The 17,574-nt window shown below is 65.7% G+C and carries 14 protein-coding genes and 1 pseudogene; 12 read left to right on the top strand and 3 right to left on the bottom strand.

The genetic code is table 11. From position 1 onward, the window contains the following. Positions 1 to 305 precede the first annotated feature (305 nt). The 7 genes and pseudogenes from PMO31116_RS11160 to PMO31116_RS11135 all read left to right on the top strand — a co-directional run bounded on the left by PMO31116_RS11160 (position 306) and on the right by PMO31116_RS11135 (position 11,101). The gene (locus PMO31116_RS11160) at positions 306 to 1,850 is read left to right on the top strand and encodes a DegQ family serine endoprotease (protein ID WP_150566776.1); all 1,545 of its coding nucleotides are present in this window, start codon (positions 306 to 308) and stop codon (positions 1,848 to 1,850) included. Between the two features lie 105 nt (positions 1,851 to 1,955). Further along, positions 1,956 to 2,402 carry a carboxypeptidase regulatory-like domain-containing protein gene (locus PMO31116_RS11155; RefSeq protein ID WP_150566775.1) on the top strand — a complete coding sequence of 149 codons (447 nt, stop codon included), beginning with the start codon at positions 1,956 to 1,958 and terminating at the stop codon, positions 2,400 to 2,402. A 471-nt stretch (positions 2,403 to 2,873) separates the two neighbouring features. Beyond that, positions 2,874 to 3,374, top strand: a pseudogene (locus PMO31116_RS24410) (ESPR-type extended signal peptide-containing protein); the annotation flags it as partial. Beyond that, the gene (locus tag PMO31116_RS11150) at positions 3,375 to 7,460 is read left to right on the top strand and encodes a YadA-like family protein (RefSeq protein WP_246185250.1); all 4,086 of its coding nucleotides are present in this window, start codon (positions 3,375 to 3,377) and stop codon (positions 7,458 to 7,460) included. It begins immediately after the preceding pseudogene. Between the two features lie 82 nt (positions 7,461 to 7,542). Next, positions 7,543 to 8,709, top strand: a complete 1,167-nt coding sequence (locus PMO31116_RS11145; protein WP_150566773.1) for a DUF2827 domain-containing protein — start codon at positions 7,543 to 7,545, stop codon at positions 8,707 to 8,709. Further along, positions 8,702 to 9,859, top strand: a complete 1,158-nt coding sequence (locus PMO31116_RS11140) for a DUF2827 domain-containing protein (RefSeq protein ID WP_150566772.1) — start codon at positions 8,702 to 8,704, stop codon at positions 9,857 to 9,859. Before PMO31116_RS11145 ends, PMO31116_RS11140 begins: the two co-directional genes overlap by 8 nt. Before the next feature lie 87 nt (positions 9,860 to 9,946). Then, positions 9,947 to 11,101 carry a DUF2827 domain-containing protein gene (locus PMO31116_RS11135; RefSeq protein WP_246185249.1) on the top strand — a complete coding sequence of 385 codons (1,155 nt, stop codon included), beginning with the start codon at positions 9,947 to 9,949 and terminating at the stop codon, positions 11,099 to 11,101. Positions 11,102 to 11,131: 30 nt separating this feature from the next. Here PMO31116_RS11135 and PMO31116_RS11130 read toward each other — a convergent pair whose 3' ends face one another. Continuing rightward, positions 11,132 to 12,157 (bottom strand): XdhC family protein, encoded by a 1,026-nt coding sequence (locus PMO31116_RS11130; RefSeq protein WP_150566771.1) that lies wholly within the window; start codon positions 12,155 to 12,157, stop codon positions 11,132 to 11,134. A gap of 295 nt (positions 12,158 to 12,452) precedes the next feature. On the opposite strand from PMO31116_RS11130, the gene PMO31116_RS11125 reads away from it, so the two are divergent. The 5 genes from PMO31116_RS11125 to PMO31116_RS11105 all read left to right on the top strand — a co-directional run bounded on the left by PMO31116_RS11125 (position 12,453) and on the right by PMO31116_RS11105 (position 15,522). Beyond that, positions 12,453 to 13,070 (top strand): SRPBCC family protein, encoded by a 618-nt coding sequence (locus tag PMO31116_RS11125; RefSeq protein ID WP_150566770.1) that lies wholly within the window; start codon positions 12,453 to 12,455, stop codon positions 13,068 to 13,070. Further along, entirely contained in the window at positions 13,060 to 13,590 is a 531-nt protein-coding gene (locus tag PMO31116_RS24340) for a winged helix-turn-helix domain-containing protein (RefSeq protein WP_150566769.1), read from the top strand. The genes PMO31116_RS11125 and PMO31116_RS24340 overlap by 11 nt, the downstream gene beginning before the upstream one ends. Before the next feature lie 109 nt (positions 13,591 to 13,699). Beyond that, entirely contained in the window at positions 13,700 to 14,347 is a 648-nt protein-coding gene (locus PMO31116_RS11115) for a cytochrome b/b6 domain-containing protein (RefSeq protein ID WP_246185248.1), read from the top strand. Positions 14,348 to 14,353: 6 nt separating this feature from the next. Further along, positions 14,354 to 15,172 (top strand): molybdopterin-dependent oxidoreductase, encoded by an 819-nt coding sequence (locus PMO31116_RS11110; protein WP_150566767.1) that lies wholly within the window; start codon positions 14,354 to 14,356, stop codon positions 15,170 to 15,172. Between the two features lie 59 nt (positions 15,173 to 15,231). Beyond that, on the top strand, positions 15,232 to 15,522 hold the full coding sequence (locus PMO31116_RS11105; RefSeq protein ID WP_217424740.1) for a pentapeptide MXKDX repeat protein: 291 nt from the start codon (positions 15,232 to 15,234) through the stop codon (positions 15,520 to 15,522). A 158-nt stretch (positions 15,523 to 15,680) separates the two neighbouring features. Here PMO31116_RS11105 and modC read toward each other — a convergent pair whose 3' ends face one another. Further along, positions 15,681 to 16,832 (bottom strand): molybdenum ABC transporter ATP-binding protein, encoded by a 1,152-nt coding sequence (modC, locus tag PMO31116_RS11100; RefSeq protein ID WP_150566766.1) that lies wholly within the window; start codon positions 16,830 to 16,832, stop codon positions 15,681 to 15,683. Then, the gene (modB, locus tag PMO31116_RS11095) at positions 16,822 to 17,520 is read right to left on the bottom strand and encodes a molybdate ABC transporter permease subunit (protein ID WP_150566765.1); all 699 of its coding nucleotides are present in this window, start codon (positions 17,518 to 17,520) and stop codon (positions 16,822 to 16,824) included. Before modB ends, modC begins: the two co-directional genes overlap by 11 nt. Between the last annotated feature and the right edge of the window lie 54 nt (positions 17,521 to 17,574).

The following is a 17,574-nucleotide window of genomic DNA, read 5'->3' as shown; positions in this document are numbered from 1 at the left end:
AAACCTCCTGTCGACGAGAACGTGCGGTGCGGAATTGCACCACGAGGTCACCGTAGACAGCGGAGGGCGTCCAAGGCAAGTCGAACCGCGCGAAGGCCGCCTTCAAACACCTGCCGTCGTAACCCAGGGTGCACAATCGGACGTCGTTCGGTATTCGATGGGTGACATCCTGCATGGCCGTGCCGTTGGAGGACGGTGTTGCGAGTCGCGGGCGGCAGCAGGCATTTTCGGTCTTAAGGTTGCCTTAAGGGAGCTTCTCTACGATCTGAGTCATGTCAAACGCAGTCGTCGGTAAGGAGAGACTCATGAGGACCTCGAAGCTCACTCGTACGTTGGTTGCCAGCGCGGTGCTCGTCGCCTTGACGGGCGGGTATGTGGCCGGTCGCCAGCATTGGCAGGCCCCGCTGGCCTCGGAAATGGTCAGCGACGCCAACGCTGCGAATCCTGCCGCGGCCCCCGCCACGGTGGCCGCCAATACCCCGAACACCGCGCCGCGCATGCTGGTGCCGGACTTCTCGCAACTGGCGGAACAATACGGACCGGCCGTAGTCAACATCAGTGTGACGCACGATGCGAAACCATCGTCCGCGCGCGGTTCCGCGTCGAGCCAGATGCAGATGCCCCCGGGCATGGATCAGAACGATCCGCTGTTCCAGTTTTTCCGTCACTTCTACGGCGCGCCGGGCAATGACGGCGGCGATGGCGGTGACGACAGCGCCAGTGCGATGACGCGCAGTCTCGGTTCGGGCTTCATCGTGAGCCCGGACGGCTACATCCTGACCAATGCCCACGTGGTCGACGATGCGAGTCAGGTGACGGTGAAGCTCAACGACAAGCGCGAATACAAGGCGAAGGTCGTGGGCAGCGACAAGGCGAGCGATGTGGCGTTGCTCAAGATCGCCGCGACGAATCTGCCGACCGTGAAGATCGGCGATCCGTCGAAGACGAAGGCCGGTGAATGGGTGGTGGCCATTGGCTCGCCGTATGGCTTCGACAATACGGTGACGGCGGGTATCGTGTCGGCCAAGGCACGGGCGTTGCCGGACGAGAACTATACGCCGTTCATTCAGACGGACGTGCCGGTCAACCCGGGTAACTCGGGCGGTCCGCTGTTCAATCTGAACGGCGAGGTGATCGGCATCAATTCGATGATCTATTCGCGCACGGGCGGCTTCCAGGGGCTGTCGTTCGCGATTCCGATCGACATGGCGATGAAGGTGAAGTCGCAGCTCCAGCAGTACGGCAAGGTGAGCCGCGGACGTATCGGCGTGGCGATTCAGGAAGTGAACCAGTCATTGGCGAAGTCCTTCGGCCTGCCCAAGCCCACGGGGGCTCTGGTGTCGTCGATCGACAAGCATGGTCCGGCGGCAAAGTCGGATCTCAAGCCGGGCGACGTGATCCTGGCGGTCAATGGCACGACCATCGACGACTCGGTGCAACTGCCGGAGAAGATTGCCGACATGCGTCCTGGCCAGAAGGCGACGCTTACCGTCTGGCGCAACGGTGCGAAGCAGGACGTGAGCGTGACGGTCGGCGCGCTCAACGAAAAGAAGGACCTGGCGAGCAATGACGATTCGGCCACGCACGGGCGGCTCGGACTTGCGGTACGCGAGCTCTCTCCCGAGGAGAAGCGCGCGGCGCAGGTGACGAACGGCCTGTTGGTGGCGCGTGCGGGCGGTCCCGCGGCACAGGCCGGGGTGGAGCCGGGCGACATCATCCTGTCGCTCAACGGCACGCCGGTGACGAGCGCCTCGCAACTGAGCGACAAGCTCAAGAAGGCTGGCAATAATGTCGCGTTGCTTGTGCAGCGCGACGGGCAACAGATTTTCATCCCGGTCGACCTCGGCTGACAGCCGGGCGCGGCGCCGTACGGGATGCCACGCACTACCTTGTGTGCCGGTGCCGCGTCACCGGTAAGTTCCGGCATCGTGATTTCATGAAACGGGAGGTCGAACATGTGGCAAGCATGGCAACGCTGGTCGGTGGCAGCCGCCACCGCCGCAACACTCGCAGCAACGATGGGCGGCATATCGGTCGCTCACGCGCAGGGCGGCATGTTGCCGCCATCGATGCAGCAGGGCAACGTCACGTATGTCTCGGGCGGTATCGACAGCGACGAGTCGGGGGCTTTCAAGCGTGAAGCGTCGCAGTGGCCGCTGTCCATCGAGATGGCAGCCCGTGGTGACGGCGCGAACGAATACGTGGCCGACGCCAAGGTGCAGATTCTCCACGGCGGCACGACCGTGCTCGATACGCGCGCGAAGGGGCCGTTCATGTTGGTGAAGTTGCCCGAGGGCGACTACACCGTGAAGGCGACCCACAACGGCAAGCCGATGACGAAGGACGTGAAGGTGTCTCCGAAGGGGCACGCCTCCGCGGTATTCCTGTGGCCGCACGACTGATGTGCCGATCGGTCGGGCACGCGAGGTGCCACGGGTGACGAAGTAACCCAGGCAGTACCACTCCGCAACGAGTGAGCGAGTTGCGCCGCCATGTTTCTCATGGCGGCGCTTTTTTTTGCGCAAACGCCGCGACACACGCAGGCGAATTCACATCGCGCCCGGATTGCGCCGATTCCCAAGGCGTCGTCGTCACGGCGCTCGCGTCGCCAACTCCGCTGGCACACATGCGTGCAGCGAGGCTGCTTTCTCTTTCCATTCGCGCCGGGGGCGTCATTGGCCGAGGTGCCGTCCTGCGCGCGCCGCAAGCGTGCGCGGCGAAATTCGTCAACTTTCCATCAGGACTCGTCTTCGGCGGCGGGGGATTCTGCGCTCCGAAGTCGCCGAGATAAGAGGACGCGTTCGCCAGCGAGCTCGATGCAGACCCGATCGACCGATTCGACAAGCGAACCGCGACGTTGATTTTCGAGCTTGATGGAGCGTGTGATGAACAAAACCTATCGTCTCGTTTTCAGCCGCAGGACAAACGCCTGGGTCGCGGTCGCCGAAATTTGCACGGGGCAGGGCAAGACCGGCGGATCCCGGCGCGGGGCGTCATTGAAGCGGGCGAGTGTATTGCTCTGTGGGGGGGCGGCGCTTTGCCTGGCGTCGCTCTCGGCGCCGGCGCGGGCAATGGTTGCCGACGGCGGCAAGGCGCCCTGCCGTATCGACTGGAGCCTCGTCGCTCACGGGTACGAGGCTGTCTCGGCTTGGGGGGATGGATGTCTCGCTTTGGGAAATCACGCCGCCACCGTTGCCTTGAGGGGGGACACGTTGGCGGCGGCAAATCACGACGACGCGTTGGGCGGGGATGCTCGGGCGCGGACTGCGAGTCGGAACGATCCACGCAATACCGAGATCGGCTCAGGCGCGGTGGCGACGGGGCAGGGCGCAATGGCGATCGGGGCGCAATCGAAGGCTGCCGGCGAGTACAGCATGACCCTTGGGGCGTGGAGCAAAGCTTCGGGCAAGTATGCCGCTGCCATCGGTTATGCCGCCACCGCGTCACCCATTGGATCGGTGGCCATTGGCGATTGGGCGGTGGCCGACGAGGCGGTCGGTACGCCGAGCGCCACGATCAACGGTCAGACGTATGCATTTGCTGGCGGTGCGCCCATGGCAACGATGAGTATCGGCTCAAACAGAGGCCTGCGCACCATCACCCGTGTCGCGGCGGGCAGGATCAGTTCGTCGAGCACCGATGCGACGAACGGCTCTCAGTTGAACGCAACGAACGTCGCGCTCTCGAAGATCGGCACCGATATGTCCGGCTTCAAGTCGTCGATGTCGACGGGAATGAGTTCGATTTCGTCCAGCTTGAGTTCGGTGGTTTCCGGCATCAGTTCACTCTCGACGGGCAGTGCTCGCGATCTCGAGAATGCCGTGAAGTATGACAACGCATCGCGGGAGTCGGTGTCCTTGGGCAATGCTGTGTCGGCGAAGCCGGTCAAGCTGACGAATCTGGCCGACGGCATGGGCGCGAGCGACGCCGTGACGGTCCGGCAACTCAGCGTGGCCTACCGAGGCTTGACTTCGCTATCCACGAGTACCGCTTCGCTGAGCGACGGGGTGATGTCGCTGTCCACAGGGCTGAGCCACGTCGCTTCGCTTGTGGCGGATACGGAAAACGTCATCCGATACGACGACGAGTCGCAGGAGTCCGTGACATTCGGAAACCTGCTTTCCGTGAAACCGGTGAAGCTGACCAACGTGGCTGACGGCGCGCGCCTGAACGACGCCGTGACGGTCCGGCAACTGAGCCAGACAAACAGCGGCGTTGCATCGCTTTCGACTGGAGCGGCCGCGACCAACAAGAGTGTGAATTCGCTCTCCACCGGGCTTAAAAAGATGATTGGCCTGACGGCGGGCATCGAGACGTCGGTGCAGTACGACGACGACACGCAGGGGGCCGTGACGTTTGGGAGCCGCGTGTCGGCGCGGCCTGTGATTCTGACCAACGTCGCGGAGGGCGTCAACGCGACCGACGCGGTCAATGTCCGTCAGATGAGTGCGACGAACAGCCGCGTCGGCTCGCTCTCTACCGGGATGGCCGCGCTGTCGAAAAACGTGGGATCGCTCTCGACCGGCGCCGTCTCGTTCGGACAGGGGTTAACGTCGCTCTCGACGGGAGCGACGGCCCTCTCGGATCGTCTGACGTCCCTGTCCACGGGCTTGAGCAAGGTGACGGCACTCGCCACCGACGTCGAGCGCTTTGTGCAGTACGACACCAAGCAACGTGCGCGTCTGACGCTGGGGGGAGCGTCGGCGGGCGCACCGGTGAAGCTGGGCAACGTCGCAGATGGAGAGACGCAGCGAGATGCCGTCAATTTCGGTCAGTTGGGCGAGGTGAGTCGTCATGTGGCATCCCTCTCGACGGGAGCGATCCTGTTATCGCAGGGTGTGACGTCGCTTTCAACGGGAGCGGTCGTGCTGGGGCAGGGGTTGACGTCGCTCTCGACGGGAGCGGTCGTGTTGGGGCAGGGCGTGACGTCGCTTTCAACGGGAGCGGTCGTGCTGGGGCAGGGAGTGACGTCGCTGTCAACGGGAGCGGTCGTGCTGGGGCAGGGAGTGACGTCGCTTTCGACGGGAGCGGTCGTGTTGGAGCAGGGGTTGACGTCGCTCTCGACGGGGCTGAGTACTGTTGCCGCGCTTACGGCTGACACGTCCAGCTTCGCGAAGTACGACAGCGACAAGCGCGACATGCTGACGTTGGGCGGAAAGGACCCGACGGCGCCGGTCGCCCTGACCAACCTCGCCGACGGCGTACGGAATTCGGATGCGGTCACCGTCAGACAGCTGGGGGTGACCAACAGCAATGTGATGCGACTCTCGACGAGCATGGCGACGTTCGAGAATGGCGTAGGTTCGCTATCAACGGGGGTGAAATCGATCGGCGGCGCGGTCGAATCGCTGGTCTCGGAAATGGAAATCGCTGTGCAGTACGACAACGCGACGAAGACCAAGCTCCGGCTTGGCGGTCTGTCGAGAACGCCCGTCTCGTTGGGCAATGTCGCCGATGGGACCCGACCGCACGACGCCGTGAACGCGGCCCAGTTGGGAACCACGAACAGCAGCGTGGCGTCGCTCTCGACGACTCTCTCCGGCCTCGTCGCGCCGGGCGCGGTGGTGCGGTCCGCCGACGGTCGAAGTCACCGAACCCTGGTCGCCGGTGGCGTGACTGCCGCTGGCGAGCCCAACCAGGACGGTGCGGTCACGTTGGCCAACGTAGCCGAGGGCGAGCGCGCTGGCGACGCCGTCAACTTCGGGCAATTGAGCGCTACGAACAGACACGTCGGATCGATCTCGACGAGCATCGACAAACGGGTGGGGGCGCTTTCGACGCGACTGAACAAGATCGAGCGTCTTTCTCAAGGCACCGGCAATGGTGTGCAATACGACGACGGATCCCATTCGAAGATAACGCTTGGCAACATCGTCACTTCGACGCCAGTCACGCTGACCAACGTGGCGGATGGCAAGAATCCGAGCGACGCCGTGACCTTTCGCCAGCTGAGCACGACCAGAAGCAGCGTGAGCGTCCTCTGGAAGCGCATTGGCACGACGGACGAACAGGTGGGGTCGCTGTCGACCGGCATGACCAAGGCTGAAAAGCGGCTGACGATGCTCGAGGCAAATGCCGAGGACTATGTCGGCTACGATGGGCAGACCCGCGACACGCTCACGCTCGGCGACACGGTTTCCAGACGCTCGGTGAGGGTGCGAAACGTTGCCAACGGCGTTGAGTCGGGCGATGCCGTCAATTTCGCCCAGTTGAGCGATACCAATCGCACCGTGACGACGCTTTCCACGGGGTTGTTGCGCTCGGAGCGCAAACTGAGGTCGCTCGCCGTCGATATCGAAAACAGCGCCCGGTATGACGACGCCTCGCGCGGGATGTTGACGCTCGGTGGCACGGGCGCGTCCTCGCCGGTGGCGCTCACGAACGTCGCCGACGGCACTCACCCGACCGACGCCGTCAATTTCCGGCAATTGAGCGAGACCAACCGCAATGTGACATCGCTCTCGACGGGGTTGAAGCAGATGGCGTCCGTCACGCCGGGGGACAGCCGTGCCGTGGTGTATGACGATTTGCGACGCGAGCGGGTGAAGCTGGGCGGAGCCGCGGCATCCAAGCCCGTCGCGTTGACCAACCTCGCCGCGGGCGTCGCGTCGACCGATGCCGTCAATGTCAGTCAGTTGCAGATGACCGACAGTCGTGTGATGTCGCTCTCGACGTCGACGTCGACGGGCATCGGCGACATGTTGATCGCGATGAATTCGCTCGCCTCCCGCCTCAGCGCCTCTGTCGGCAGTCAGCGGCCCCCCACGGACGGCGACTCGGGCGGGGCCCTGAAGCAGACTGGGGGATCCGCGTCGAAGCAGGCGTCCTATGTCAGCGTGAACGACGGTGGCTTGTCAAGGGGCAACGCTCGTGGCGAAGGGGCGTCGGGATCCGGTGCGATGGCCATCGGGGTGGACGCGGGCGCGGCCGGGCAGGGCAGCGCCGCGCTCGGCGCAAAGGCGGCGACGCCGGGCGCGAACGCCGTGGCGATCGGGCATGCGGCCTCGGCCACGGAAGCGCACGCGGTCGCGATGGGCGCGGGCGCGGTGGCCTCCGGCGCCGGTGCGGTAGCCATCGGGGCGAATGCCGTCGCGCGGGATCCGGGCACGGTGTCGTTCGGTGCTCCCGGCAACGAGCGGCGACTCACGAACCTTGCGCCCGGCAGGCGCGCGACCGACGCGGCGACCGTGGGCCAGCTCGTGGGGGTGCAGGAAGGCGTCAATCAGGTCGCCAGGCGTGCCTACTCGGGCATCGCGGCCGCAACGGCACTCGCGATGATCCCTGAGGTAGACCCTGGCAGGCGCGTGGCACTCGGTGTCGGCTCGGCCACGTTCCAGGGGCAAGCCGCGGTGTCGATCGGCGCGTCGGTCCGCTTTACCGACAATCTCAAGGCACGCCTGGGCGCGGGAATCAGCCGTCAGGGCAACACGTACGCCGCCGGCGTCTCGTACCAATGGTGACGCGCCCGAGATACCCGGCGCGTGCGACGCCAGCGACACGCGGCATGCGGCCGGCGGCCGATGCGACATGGGGAGGCTGCCGATGAGCGCCATTCGATCCAGACACGCGGCCGGTCGCCGGCCGGCCGTCGGCATCTCGCTGTTCGCGCGAGATGCGCAGCAGATATGGGAGAACGGCATCCATCAGAACGTGGCCTTTCTGGCCATGATGCTCAAGGCCTGCGACCGGATCGGCCCCGTGTATTTCCTCAACGGCGGCGACGCCGGATCGCTGCCTCCCGGGCTTCAGTTGCACGACCTTGGGGTGCCGCTGGTCGCCCCGGCCGATGTCACGCACGAACTCGACGTCGTGATCCAGATGGGGGCGCAGTTGCCGCGTGAGTGGCTCCGGCGGATGAGGGCGCTCGGTGCGCGGCTCGTCGCGTGCTTCGTCGGCAACACCTACAGCGAGTTGTGCGAAACGCCGATCTTCGGCAAGCCGTCGGGGCATCTTTTCAACGGCAGTCCGTTCGACGAGGCGTGGATCCTGCGCAAATCGCAGTCCATCGATGCCGCGATCCTGCGTACGGTCATGCGAATTCCCGTCGTCACGATCCCGCATCTCTGGTCGCCGTACTTCATCGAGCGGCGCTGCCGCGAGCTCGCCTCGCACGGTCTGCATTTCGGCTATCGGCCGCGGGAGGGAAAGTGGCGTCTGTCGATTGCCGAGCCGAACATCTCGGTGGTCAAGAGCTGCCAGTATCCGATGCTCGCGGCCGACGCTTTCCATCGGCGACATCCCGGGGCGGTGGAGAAGCTCACGGTGGTCAACACCACGAACGTGCGCGAGCATCCGACGTTCGTCTATTTCGCCAACCGTCTCGATCTGGTGCGGCAACACAAGGCGGCATTCACCGATCGCATCGATCTTCCGTTGCTGCTCGCGCAGCATACCGATGCCGTGATCTCGCACCATTGGGAGAACGCGCAGAACTACCTCTACTACGACACCCTGTATGGAGGCTATCCCTTGATTCACAACACGCGAATGCTCGGCGACGCGGGCTACTACTACCCGTCGTTCGACGCCGTTGCCGGTGCCGCGGCCCTTCGTGACGCCTGGGTGCATCACGATGCCCGCCTCGCCGATTACCGCAGGCGCGCCGACGCGGTGTTGCGCGCGGTGTCGATCGACAACCCGGACAACCTGAATGTCATTGCCGGCCGGCTGCTCGCGCCGACGGGCAGCGAGGGAGGCGTCGATGGCTGAGCAATCGAACCGCGCCGCGACGGACCGGCGCCTTGTGGTCGGCGTGTCGCTCTTCGTCAAGGGAAGCGGACAGTCGTTGTGGGAGAACGGCATCTTCCAGAACTGCCTGCTGCTGGTAATGTTGCTGCGCCGTTCGCCGTACGTGGCCGACGCCGTGATGGTCAACGGCGGCAACGCCGCGACGCCGTCGCCCGATCTCATGCTGGAAGCCACGAACATCCCCCTGATCACGCTCGAGGCGGCGATGGCGCGCTGCGACGTGATGATCGAAATGAGCGCGCAACTCGACGTGGCGTGGATCGCCGCATTCCGCGAACGGGGCGGCAAGGTCGTGACGATGCGCGTGGGCAACGATTACGTGATCGACATCGAACGCGCGATGTTCGGCAAGCCCCCGGGGTTTCTCTTCTCCGGGGCGACCTACGACGGTGTCTGGACGATTCCGGAGTTCGGCGTCACCTGTCGGAGCTACTTCGAATGCGCATTGCGCACACCGGTGACGATCGTGCCCCACATCTGGCATCCGATGCTCTTCGACCGCGCGCGGGCCGCGTTGGGGGAACAGGAGGCGTTCGGCTACCGACCCGGACGCTCGCGCTGGCGCGTGGCGATCTTCGAGCCGAACATCTGCATGGTCAAAACCTGCGTGATACCCATGCTCACGGCCGAACTGGCCTACCGCGCCGAGCCGTCGTTTGCCGAGAGTGTGCTGGTGTGCAACACGCTGCATCTCAAGGAACACGCCACATTCGTGCATTTCGCACGCAGTCTCGACATCGTGGATCACGGCGTGGCGTCGTTTCAGGGGCGCTTCGCGCTCTTCGAGTTCATGTCGCGCCATGGCGACGCGGTGGTATCGCACACGTGGGAGAACGCTCAGAACTACCTCTATTACGAGTTGCTGTACGGCGGCTATCCACTGGTTCACAACTCGCCCTTCCTTGGGAAGTGCGGCTATTTCTATCCGGGGTTCGATTGCGAGGAAGGCGCGCGCCAGTTGCTCGAGGCGTTTCGCACGCATGACGACAATCTCGAGCAGTACCGCCGGGACGCCCGCCAGTTGCTCGACGACGTCAGCATCGAGAACGCCGCGAACGTGAGCGCCTACAGCGAAGCGATTGCAGCGCTGTACCGGCCCGTCGAGGCCTGAGTCGCGCATCGCGCGGCGTGCGATCGACGACCTATTGCAACTTCACGACAGCATCGACCGCCCGCACGGCGGCAGGGAGTGACAAACGTGGCAAATCTGGCAAACCTGGAAAACGCGTCCAGGCTTCGCATCGGAATCACCATCGGCCTGCATCGTGCCGACGAGACGATCTGGAACAACGGCATCAAGCAGAACGCGATTTTTCTGGCCGACGTCCTCGCGCGCTGTACTTCGGTGTACAGCGTGACGCTGCTAAACACGACACCGGTGCCGCTCGGCGACACCCTGCCATGGTCGTTGACACGCTTCCCGACGCTGCCGTTCGAGGCGGCCAAGGACGACATCGATCTGCTGATCGAACTCGGCGGCCAGATCGATGCCGATCAGACCGGCTACCTGAAAACGCGCGGCGTGCGTCTGGTGTCGTATTGCTGTGGATCGGAGTATCTGCTCGCGGCGCAGGCGATGCTCTTCGAGCGGCCCGCGTGGGGCGCCGGGTTGTTCGTCAATCAGCGTTACGACGCAATCTGGATGGTGCCGCAGGTCGCTGATGCAAACCGGCCGTTCTTCGAGGTGCTGCGGCGCCGACGCGCGCATGTCGTGCCGTTCGTGTGGAGTCCGGTCTTCCTCGAGGCGTGCGCGAGCGCACAGCCTCACGGGGGCGCCTACGCGCCGCATACCGAGCCCCGTCGGCTGAGCGTCATGGAGCCCAACGTCGACATCGTCAAGTTCTGTCTCTATCCGATCCTGATCGCCGAGCTGGCGTATCGCGAGCGGCCAGGCGCCATCGCACTGTTGCAGGTCACCAATGCACAGCGACTGGCCGAGCACAGCCCCGACTTCGTGGCACTCATGCATCAGCTGGATATCGTGCGCGAGCGCAAGGCGACCTTTCTCTCGCGCTACGACACACCGTCGTTTCTGGCCGAATACACCGACGTGGTGATCTCGCACCAGATGGCCAATCCGCTCAACTACTTCTATCTGGAAGTGTGCTGGCAGGGCTACGCGCTGATTCATAACGCGAGCCTGTGCAGTGACCTCGGCTACTACTACCAGGGCAACGATCTTGGCGCGGGCGCTCGCCGGCTGGTCGAGGCGCTCGACCGGCACGACGCGGGCCTTGCCGCCTATCGCTTCGCGCAGCGGCAACAGATTCGGCGATATCTTCCCGAGAACACGGAGGTCGTGCGGACCTACGAAGCCTTGCTTGGCGAAGTCATGGCCGGACCGATCCGCTGAGCGGCCGCGACGGCCAGCGAGATCCGCAGGCTACGCGACCGAGCGGCAACCGTCCTCGGCGGCAGCCTCGTGCGGCGGGGCGTCGGCGGTTCGCCGCGCGAATGTCTGCGTGACGGCGATCCCGTTCTTGATGGCCGTCATCTCGGCCAGGATGGCCACTGCGATTTCGGCGGGCGTGCGCGCGCCGAGGTGCATGCCGACCGGGCCGTGCAGGCGCTCGATTTCCGAGGTGCTCAGATCGAACAGCGACAGGCGCTCGCGGCGGCGCGCATTGTTGATGCGAGAGCCGATGGCGCCGATGTAGAACGCCGGCGACTTGAGCGCCTCGAGCAGCGCCATGTCGTCAAGCTTCGGGTCATGCGTGAGCGTGAGCACGGCGCTGTGCGAGTCGAGTTGCAGACGCACGATCAGGTCGTCGGGCATCTCGCGAGAGAGTTCGGTGCCCGCCACCTGCCACTCATCCGCATATTCGCTGCGCGGATCGCACACGATCACGTGATAGTCGAGCGCGCAGGCCATGCTCGCCACGTATTTCGACAGTTGCCCGGCGCCGATCACGATCAGGCGATGGCGCGGGCCGTGGGAGGTGATGAGACGCTCGCCGTCGAATTCGACGGACGGCGCATGGTGGCCCGGCGCCATGCGCACCGCGCCGGTCTTCATGTCGAGTTCGCGCACCACGAGGCGGAATCTGGCGATGCTGTCGAGCAGATCGGCGATGCGCGACGCTTCGCTCACGGGTTCGAGCACGAGTTGCAATGTGCCGCCACAAGGCAGGCCGAAGCGATGCGCCTCTTCGGCCGTCACACCGTAGCTCGTGAGCTGCGGGCGATCATGCGGCCAGTCGCCATTGCGAATGCGTTCGATGAGATCGTCCTCGACGCAGCCGCCCGACACCGAACCGACCATGTGGCCGTCCTCGCGAATCGCAAGCATCGAGCCCACCGGGCGCGGGGCCGAGCCCCAGGTGCGGACAACGGTCCCGAGCGTGACGAAAAAGCCCGCGCGGGTCCACTGTACGGCGGACTTCAGCACTTCCAGATCGACACTGTCCATAACTCGGTTCCTTCGCCGGTACGCGAGCGGGGCGCGCTGCGAAAAGGCCGCCGGGCCGCCGCTCGATGAGATTCGGCGAGTATAGCGCGCCTTCGCTTGCGCTGTATCCCACGAGATACGGCGCCTGGCCGGCGTCGGCCTGGCGCTGGCCGTCGGACGAACTGCCGCACCCGCCCTCTGTGACGGGGTAACTCGTGTCACAATAGTTCGAAGCTCGAGACAGTACGGAGACCCCGGGTGGACAGGCAGGGCCGAAGTCCCGACGCGCCACCGCACGGCTTTGAGGAGGCAGGCAATGGAGCTGAAGGACAGCCGGCAACTGCCGGCGGCACGGGATGTCGTGTGGATCGCGCTGAACGACCCGGGCGTGCTGCGCGGCTGCATTCCGGGCTGCGAATCGATCGAGCGACTCGACGACACGACCTGGACCGTGGTCGTGGGCGCCACGCTGGGGCCCGTGAGCGGCCGCTGGAGCGGACGTGTCACCGTGTCCGACGTCCTCGCGCCAAATGCGTACACGCTGACTTTCGACGGGCTCGGCTCGTCGGCCGGACACACACAGGGCAAGGCCGTGGTGACGCTGCAATCGCAAGGGCCGATGAACACATTGCTGACGTACGACCTGAGGGCGCGGATCGGCGGCGAACACACCACGCTCGATGCGCCGCAGATCGAGACGGCGGCCCGCAAGCTGGTCGACGAATTCTTCACCCGCCTGATCGCAGCGATCGCCCCTCACCACGCGCTCAACGACCCGGTGGCGGCCGACAGCGACGTGGCGGCGGCGCTGGCAAACGCCTCGGCGACACGCGATGCGCCGTCGACGCGCGGCAGATTCGGGCGCTGGTGGCCATGGGTCCTGGCGCTGCTGGTGCTGATCTTCGTCGTGATGTGGGGCAATCATGCCAGCTGAGCGTCGGCGGCAGAAGGCGGGCACGACGACGCAGGTGTCGCCCGAGGCGCGCACGCGCGATGCGCGTGCTCGCGAGCTGCTCGCGAGCGCCGAAGCCCTCGAAGCGGCCGGCAAGCCGCCCGCGCAGCCGGGGGTGGCGGGCTACGACCTGCGTGTCCGGGTTCGCGACGGCGAAACCCCCGTGTTCGGACCGGGGCGCCTCACGTTGCTGCGCGCCATCGAGGCGACGGGGTCGATCTCGGCGGCGGCGCGTCGCATGGGCATGTCCTACCGGCGCGCCTGGCTGCTGGTCGAGGCGATGAATCACGAATTCCGCGAACCGCTGGTGACGCGCCATATCGGCGGCGTGTCGGGCGGCGGGGCGGCGCTCACGCCGTTCGCACAGAACCTCGCGGCGCACTACGACACCCTCATCAATGAAATCCGCCTGTTGCTCGACGCGCACGTGCCGACCTTCGATGCGTATCTGAAAGGCGACAGGACCATGGATCCGGACGACGAGCCACACCGTGTCCGGTGACCGGGCGGGCGCGGAGTATCACGAAAACGTTATGGCTTCGTGAGGACTTCGACACTGGCCGGAGGCGACACTGGCCCCATCGACGCGAAACCTCGCGATGGAGGTCACCATGTCCCAACCGACGAAGTCATTGCCGCCCGGCGGGGTGCCGCCAATGCGCGCCCCCGCACGATCGGACCCGGTGCAGCCCGGCTGGCTGCGCATCACCCACTGGCTGAACGTGCTGGCCGTGCTCGCGATGCTCACGAGCGGCTGGCGCATCTACAACGCGTCGCCGATCTTCGGCTTTCGCTTTCCCATTGAGATCACGCTGGGTGGCTGGCTTGGCGGCGCGCTGCGCTGGCACTTCGCCGCGATGTGGCTGCTCGTGGCGAACGGTGTCGTCTACCTCCTGATCAACCTCGCGAGCGCCCGCTTCGCACGGCGCTTCTTTCCGCTCACGTTGCGCGGCGTCGCGCGCGACGCGCTGGCTGCGTTGCGCGGCCGACTCTCGCACGACGATCCTCGTCACTACAACCAGGTGCAGCGCGCTGCCTATCTGTTCGCCGTGCTCGATCTGATGCTGCTCGTGGCGTCGGGGCTGGCCGTCTGGAAGCCCGTGCAGCTGGGGTGGTTGTGCGCCGCGTTCGGGGGCTTCCAGGGGGCGCGGTTGGTGCATTTCGTCGCGATGGCGGGCCTGACGGCCTTCATCGCGGTCCATGTGGCGATGGTGGCCCTCGTGCCTCGTACGCTGCGAACCATGTTGACGGGACGGTGAGCCGCCATGACCTTCAGGAAATCCCTCCCGCGCCTGCCGTCGGACAGCCCGGTCGTACGGGACGGCGACGCCATCGTGCGGGAAGCGCGGGCGCGGGTGGCGCGTCACGTCGCGGAGCCCTCGCGGCGCGCGTTTCTCACGCGTACGCTCTCTCTGGGCGGCCTGGCGCTGCTCTCGGGGTGCTCGCTCGACGATAACGCAGGCGTGGCGTCCGCGCTCGACGGTATCTCGCGGTGGAACGACCGCGTGCAGGCCGCGTTGTTTCGCCAGGACGTGCTGGCGCCGACGTTTTCCGAGTCGCAGATCACCCGCCCGTTCCCGTTCAACGCCTTCTACGGCATGGATGAGGCGCCCGTCGTCGACGAGGCGGACTATCGGCTGGAGTTGTCGGGCCTCATTGCCGAGCGCGCGCCATGGCGGCTCGACGCGATACGCGAGTTCGCACGAGTCCGCACGACAGAGCAGATCACGCGCCACGTATGCGTGGAAGGATGGAGCGCGATCGGCCGGTGGGGCGGGGTGACGTTCGGCGACTTCCTGCGGCGCATCGGGGCGGACACGACGGCGCGCTACGTTGGCTTCAAATGCGCCGACGATTACTACACGAGCATCGACATGCCCACGGCGCTGCATCCCCAGACGCTGCTCGCGCTGACGTACGACGGCCGCACGCTGCCGAGGGAATACGGCTTTCCGATGAAGCTGCGCATTCCCACCAAGCTCGGCTACAAGAATCCCAAGCATATCCGCGCGATCTTCGTGACGAACACGTATCCGGGCGGATATTGGGAGGACCAGGGCTACAACTGGTTCGGCGGCAGTTGAGGCGCACGCCCTACTGCGCGACTGTGGTTCATACATTCAATCTCTGGAGGAGTACGACGATGAAGATGCCATATCTGGCGGCAGCGACGATGACCCTGGCCATGGCGCTCGGTACGGGCGCGGCGTTCGCCCAGGACGCCATGCAAAAGGGCGATGCCATGAGCAAGGGGGGCGCAATGAGCAAACCCGATGCCATGGGCAAGGGCGACGCCATGCGTAAGGACATGGACAAGAGCGGGAAGATGTCCAAGGGCGATGCCATGGGCAAGTCGGATGCCATGGGCAAAGGTGGCGCAATGAATAAGCCCGATGCCATGGGCAAGGGCGGCGCGATGGGCAAGAGCCAGTAAGGCACGCTTGGCCGGTGTCTCCCGCAAGGCGTCGCAACGGGATTCGTTGCGACGCCTTGCGCGTTCCGACGTCGCGAAGCAGGGATTTCGGGGCTGCGGCGATCGACGCCCCGCTGCCGCGCTTTCGGGATTCGCCCCGCGCCGGAGGCATGCCCTCTTCAGCGTGTGAGGGCGACCGACTTGACGAGCAGGTAGACATCGCGACCGGCCGTGAGCCGGAGTTGATCGGCCGAGAAGCGCGTGATGCGCGCGCGCAATGTTACGCCCGCATCGTTGCCCGGTATTGTCGCGTCGCCAAGCAGCGTGGCGCTGACTTCCACGGCATCGCCCAGGTCGCGCAAGGCGCAGACGCGCGCGCGCAGCACATTGAGCACGCTGGTGTCGACCGGTGCCGCCGTCGCAACCGCGACATCGCGTTCCCGCACGAGGATGCGGCAAGTGTCGCCCACCTCGCCGCCCGCCCGCGGCACGCGCAGCCGTATCGCTTCGCGGGGGGACGCCTTGCCCATGCCGGGCGTCGCGCAGACCGCCAGTTCCGTCAGGCCGTAACGGGTGTCGTGCGCGACGATGCGCGTCTCGAGCACCGTGCCGGGGGAGTCGGCGATGCCGTCGAGTGCGTCGCGGTGCACGTTGAGCACGTCGGCCGGCGCCCCTTGGGAGATCGTGCGCCCGTCCTTGAACAACACGACCTGATCGGCCAGGCGCATGACCTCGTCGAGCGAATGCGTGACGTACAGCACCGGCAGCTTAAGTTCGTGTCGGATGCGATTGAGATAGTCGAGGACTTCGAGTCGCCGGGCATGATCGAGCGATGCCAGCGGCTCGTCCATGAGCAGCAGGCGCGGGCACGAGAGCAGCGCGCGGCCAATGCCCACACGCTGCTTCTCGCCGCCGGACAGCGAACCGGGGCGGCGCGCGAGCAGATGCCCGAGGTTCAATACGTCGACGACATGCGCCAGGGCAATCGCTCCGGTGCCGGCGGCGGTGACTTCGCGACGACGCAGCCAGCGGCCGAAGAGCAGGTTCTGTCGCACGCTCAGATGCGGGAACAGGCGCGCATCCTGGAACACATAGCCGATGCGTCGCCGCCACGCAGGCAGCGCAATGCCCGACGCGCTGTCGAAGAGCACGTCGTCGCCGACCACGATCCGGCCGCTGTCCGGACGGAGCAACCCGGACACGGCGTTCACCACGGTACTCTTGCCGCTGCCGGAGGGGCCGAACAGCGCCGTGACCCCCACGCCGGCCGCGAATTCGGCGTCGAGGGTGAAGTCGCCGAACCGATGTCGAAGGCGAACGTCAACCGTCATGACCGAGCGCCTTGCGATGACCGAAGCGGATGAGCACTTCGGACAGAATGAGCGTGGCCACGGCCAGCACCACGGAAATCGCGCAGAGACGCCAGACCATGGCGTCGCCGTCGGGCACCTGGGTGGCGGTGTAGATCGCGAGTGGCAGCGTCTGGGTCTGGCCGGGGATGTTCGACACGAACGTGATCGTGGCGCCGAACTCCCCCAGGGCACGCGCGAACGCGAGCACGAAGCCATGCAGCACACCAGTGGCGGTGAGTGGCAGAGTGACGCACAGGAATGTGAGGCAAGGGCCGGCGCCCAGCGTCTGTGCCGCCTGCTCGAGACGAATGTCGGCGGACTCCAGCGCTTGCCGGATGGCGCGCACGAGCAAGGGGAATCCCATCACACCGGCGGCCAGCGCCGCGCCCGTCCAGCGAAACGCGAAGGTGAAGTTGAACCATTCGCGCAGTACCTTGCCGATGGCGCCTTGCGCACCGAACAGTACAAGCAGCGCGAAGCCGACCACCACGGGCGGCAGCACGAGGGGCAGATGCAGCACGGCATCGAGCAGCGCCTTGCCGGGAAACTGCCGGCGGGCGAGCAGCCAGGCGGCGGCGTAGGCGAAGGGCAGGCTGCAAAGCGTGCCCCACAAACCTACGCGCAGACTGAGCGCCACGATGCCCCATTCTTCCGGGGTCAGACTCATGTCGGAGGGCGGTCGGGTGTCGGTCGGGGTGGGACCAGGGTAAGTTGGCGGATC

It is taken from the genome of Pandoraea morbifera (genome assembly GCF_902459575.1).
In the GTDB taxonomy this organism is placed as follows: domain Bacteria; phylum Pseudomonadota; class Gammaproteobacteria; order Burkholderiales; family Burkholderiaceae; genus Pandoraea; species Pandoraea morbifera.
Note: the sequence above shows the minus strand (reverse complement) of the source record. Positions and strands in the feature narration are given on the sequence as shown.

What these genes read in the sequence shown, in the direction of transcription:
- PMO31116_RS11160 (WP_150566776.1), top strand. Translation starts at nt 306, where the DNA reads ATGAGGACCTCGAAGCTCACTCGTACGTTGGTTGCCAGCGCGGTGCTC.
- PMO31116_RS11155 (WP_150566775.1), top strand. Translation starts at nt 1,956, where the DNA reads ATGTGGCAAGCATGGCAACGCTGGTCGGTGGCAGCCGCCACCGCCGCA.
- PMO31116_RS11150 (WP_246185250.1), top strand. Translation starts at nt 3,375, where the DNA reads ATGACCCTTGGGGCGTGGAGCAAAGCTTCGGGCAAGTATGCCGCTGCC.
- PMO31116_RS11145 (WP_150566773.1), top strand. Translation starts at nt 7,543, where the DNA reads ATGAGCGCCATTCGATCCAGACACGCGGCCGGTCGCCGGCCGGCCGTC.
- PMO31116_RS11140 (WP_150566772.1), top strand. Translation starts at nt 8,702, where the DNA reads ATGGCTGAGCAATCGAACCGCGCCGCGACGGACCGGCGCCTTGTGGTC.
- PMO31116_RS11130 (WP_150566771.1), bottom strand. Translation starts at nt 12,157, where the DNA reads ATGGACAGTGTCGATCTGGAAGTGCTGAAGTCCGCCGTACAGTGGACC.
- PMO31116_RS11125 (WP_150566770.1), top strand. Translation starts at nt 12,453, where the DNA reads ATGGAGCTGAAGGACAGCCGGCAACTGCCGGCGGCACGGGATGTCGTG.
- PMO31116_RS24340 (WP_150566769.1), top strand. Translation starts at nt 13,060, where the DNA reads ATGCCAGCTGAGCGTCGGCGGCAGAAGGCGGGCACGACGACGCAGGTG.
- PMO31116_RS11115 (WP_246185248.1), top strand. Translation starts at nt 13,700, where the DNA reads ATGTCCCAACCGACGAAGTCATTGCCGCCCGGCGGGGTGCCGCCAATG.
- PMO31116_RS11110 (WP_150566767.1), top strand. Translation starts at nt 14,354, where the DNA reads ATGACCTTCAGGAAATCCCTCCCGCGCCTGCCGTCGGACAGCCCGGTC.
- PMO31116_RS11105 (WP_217424740.1), top strand. Translation starts at nt 15,232, where the DNA reads ATGAAGATGCCATATCTGGCGGCAGCGACGATGACCCTGGCCATGGCG.
- modC (WP_150566766.1), bottom strand. Translation starts at nt 16,832, where the DNA reads ATGACGGTTGACGTTCGCCTTCGACATCGGTTCGGCGACTTCACCCTC.
- modB (WP_150566765.1), bottom strand. Translation starts at nt 17,520, where the DNA reads ATGAGTCTGACCCCGGAAGAATGGGGCATCGTGGCGCTCAGTCTGCGC.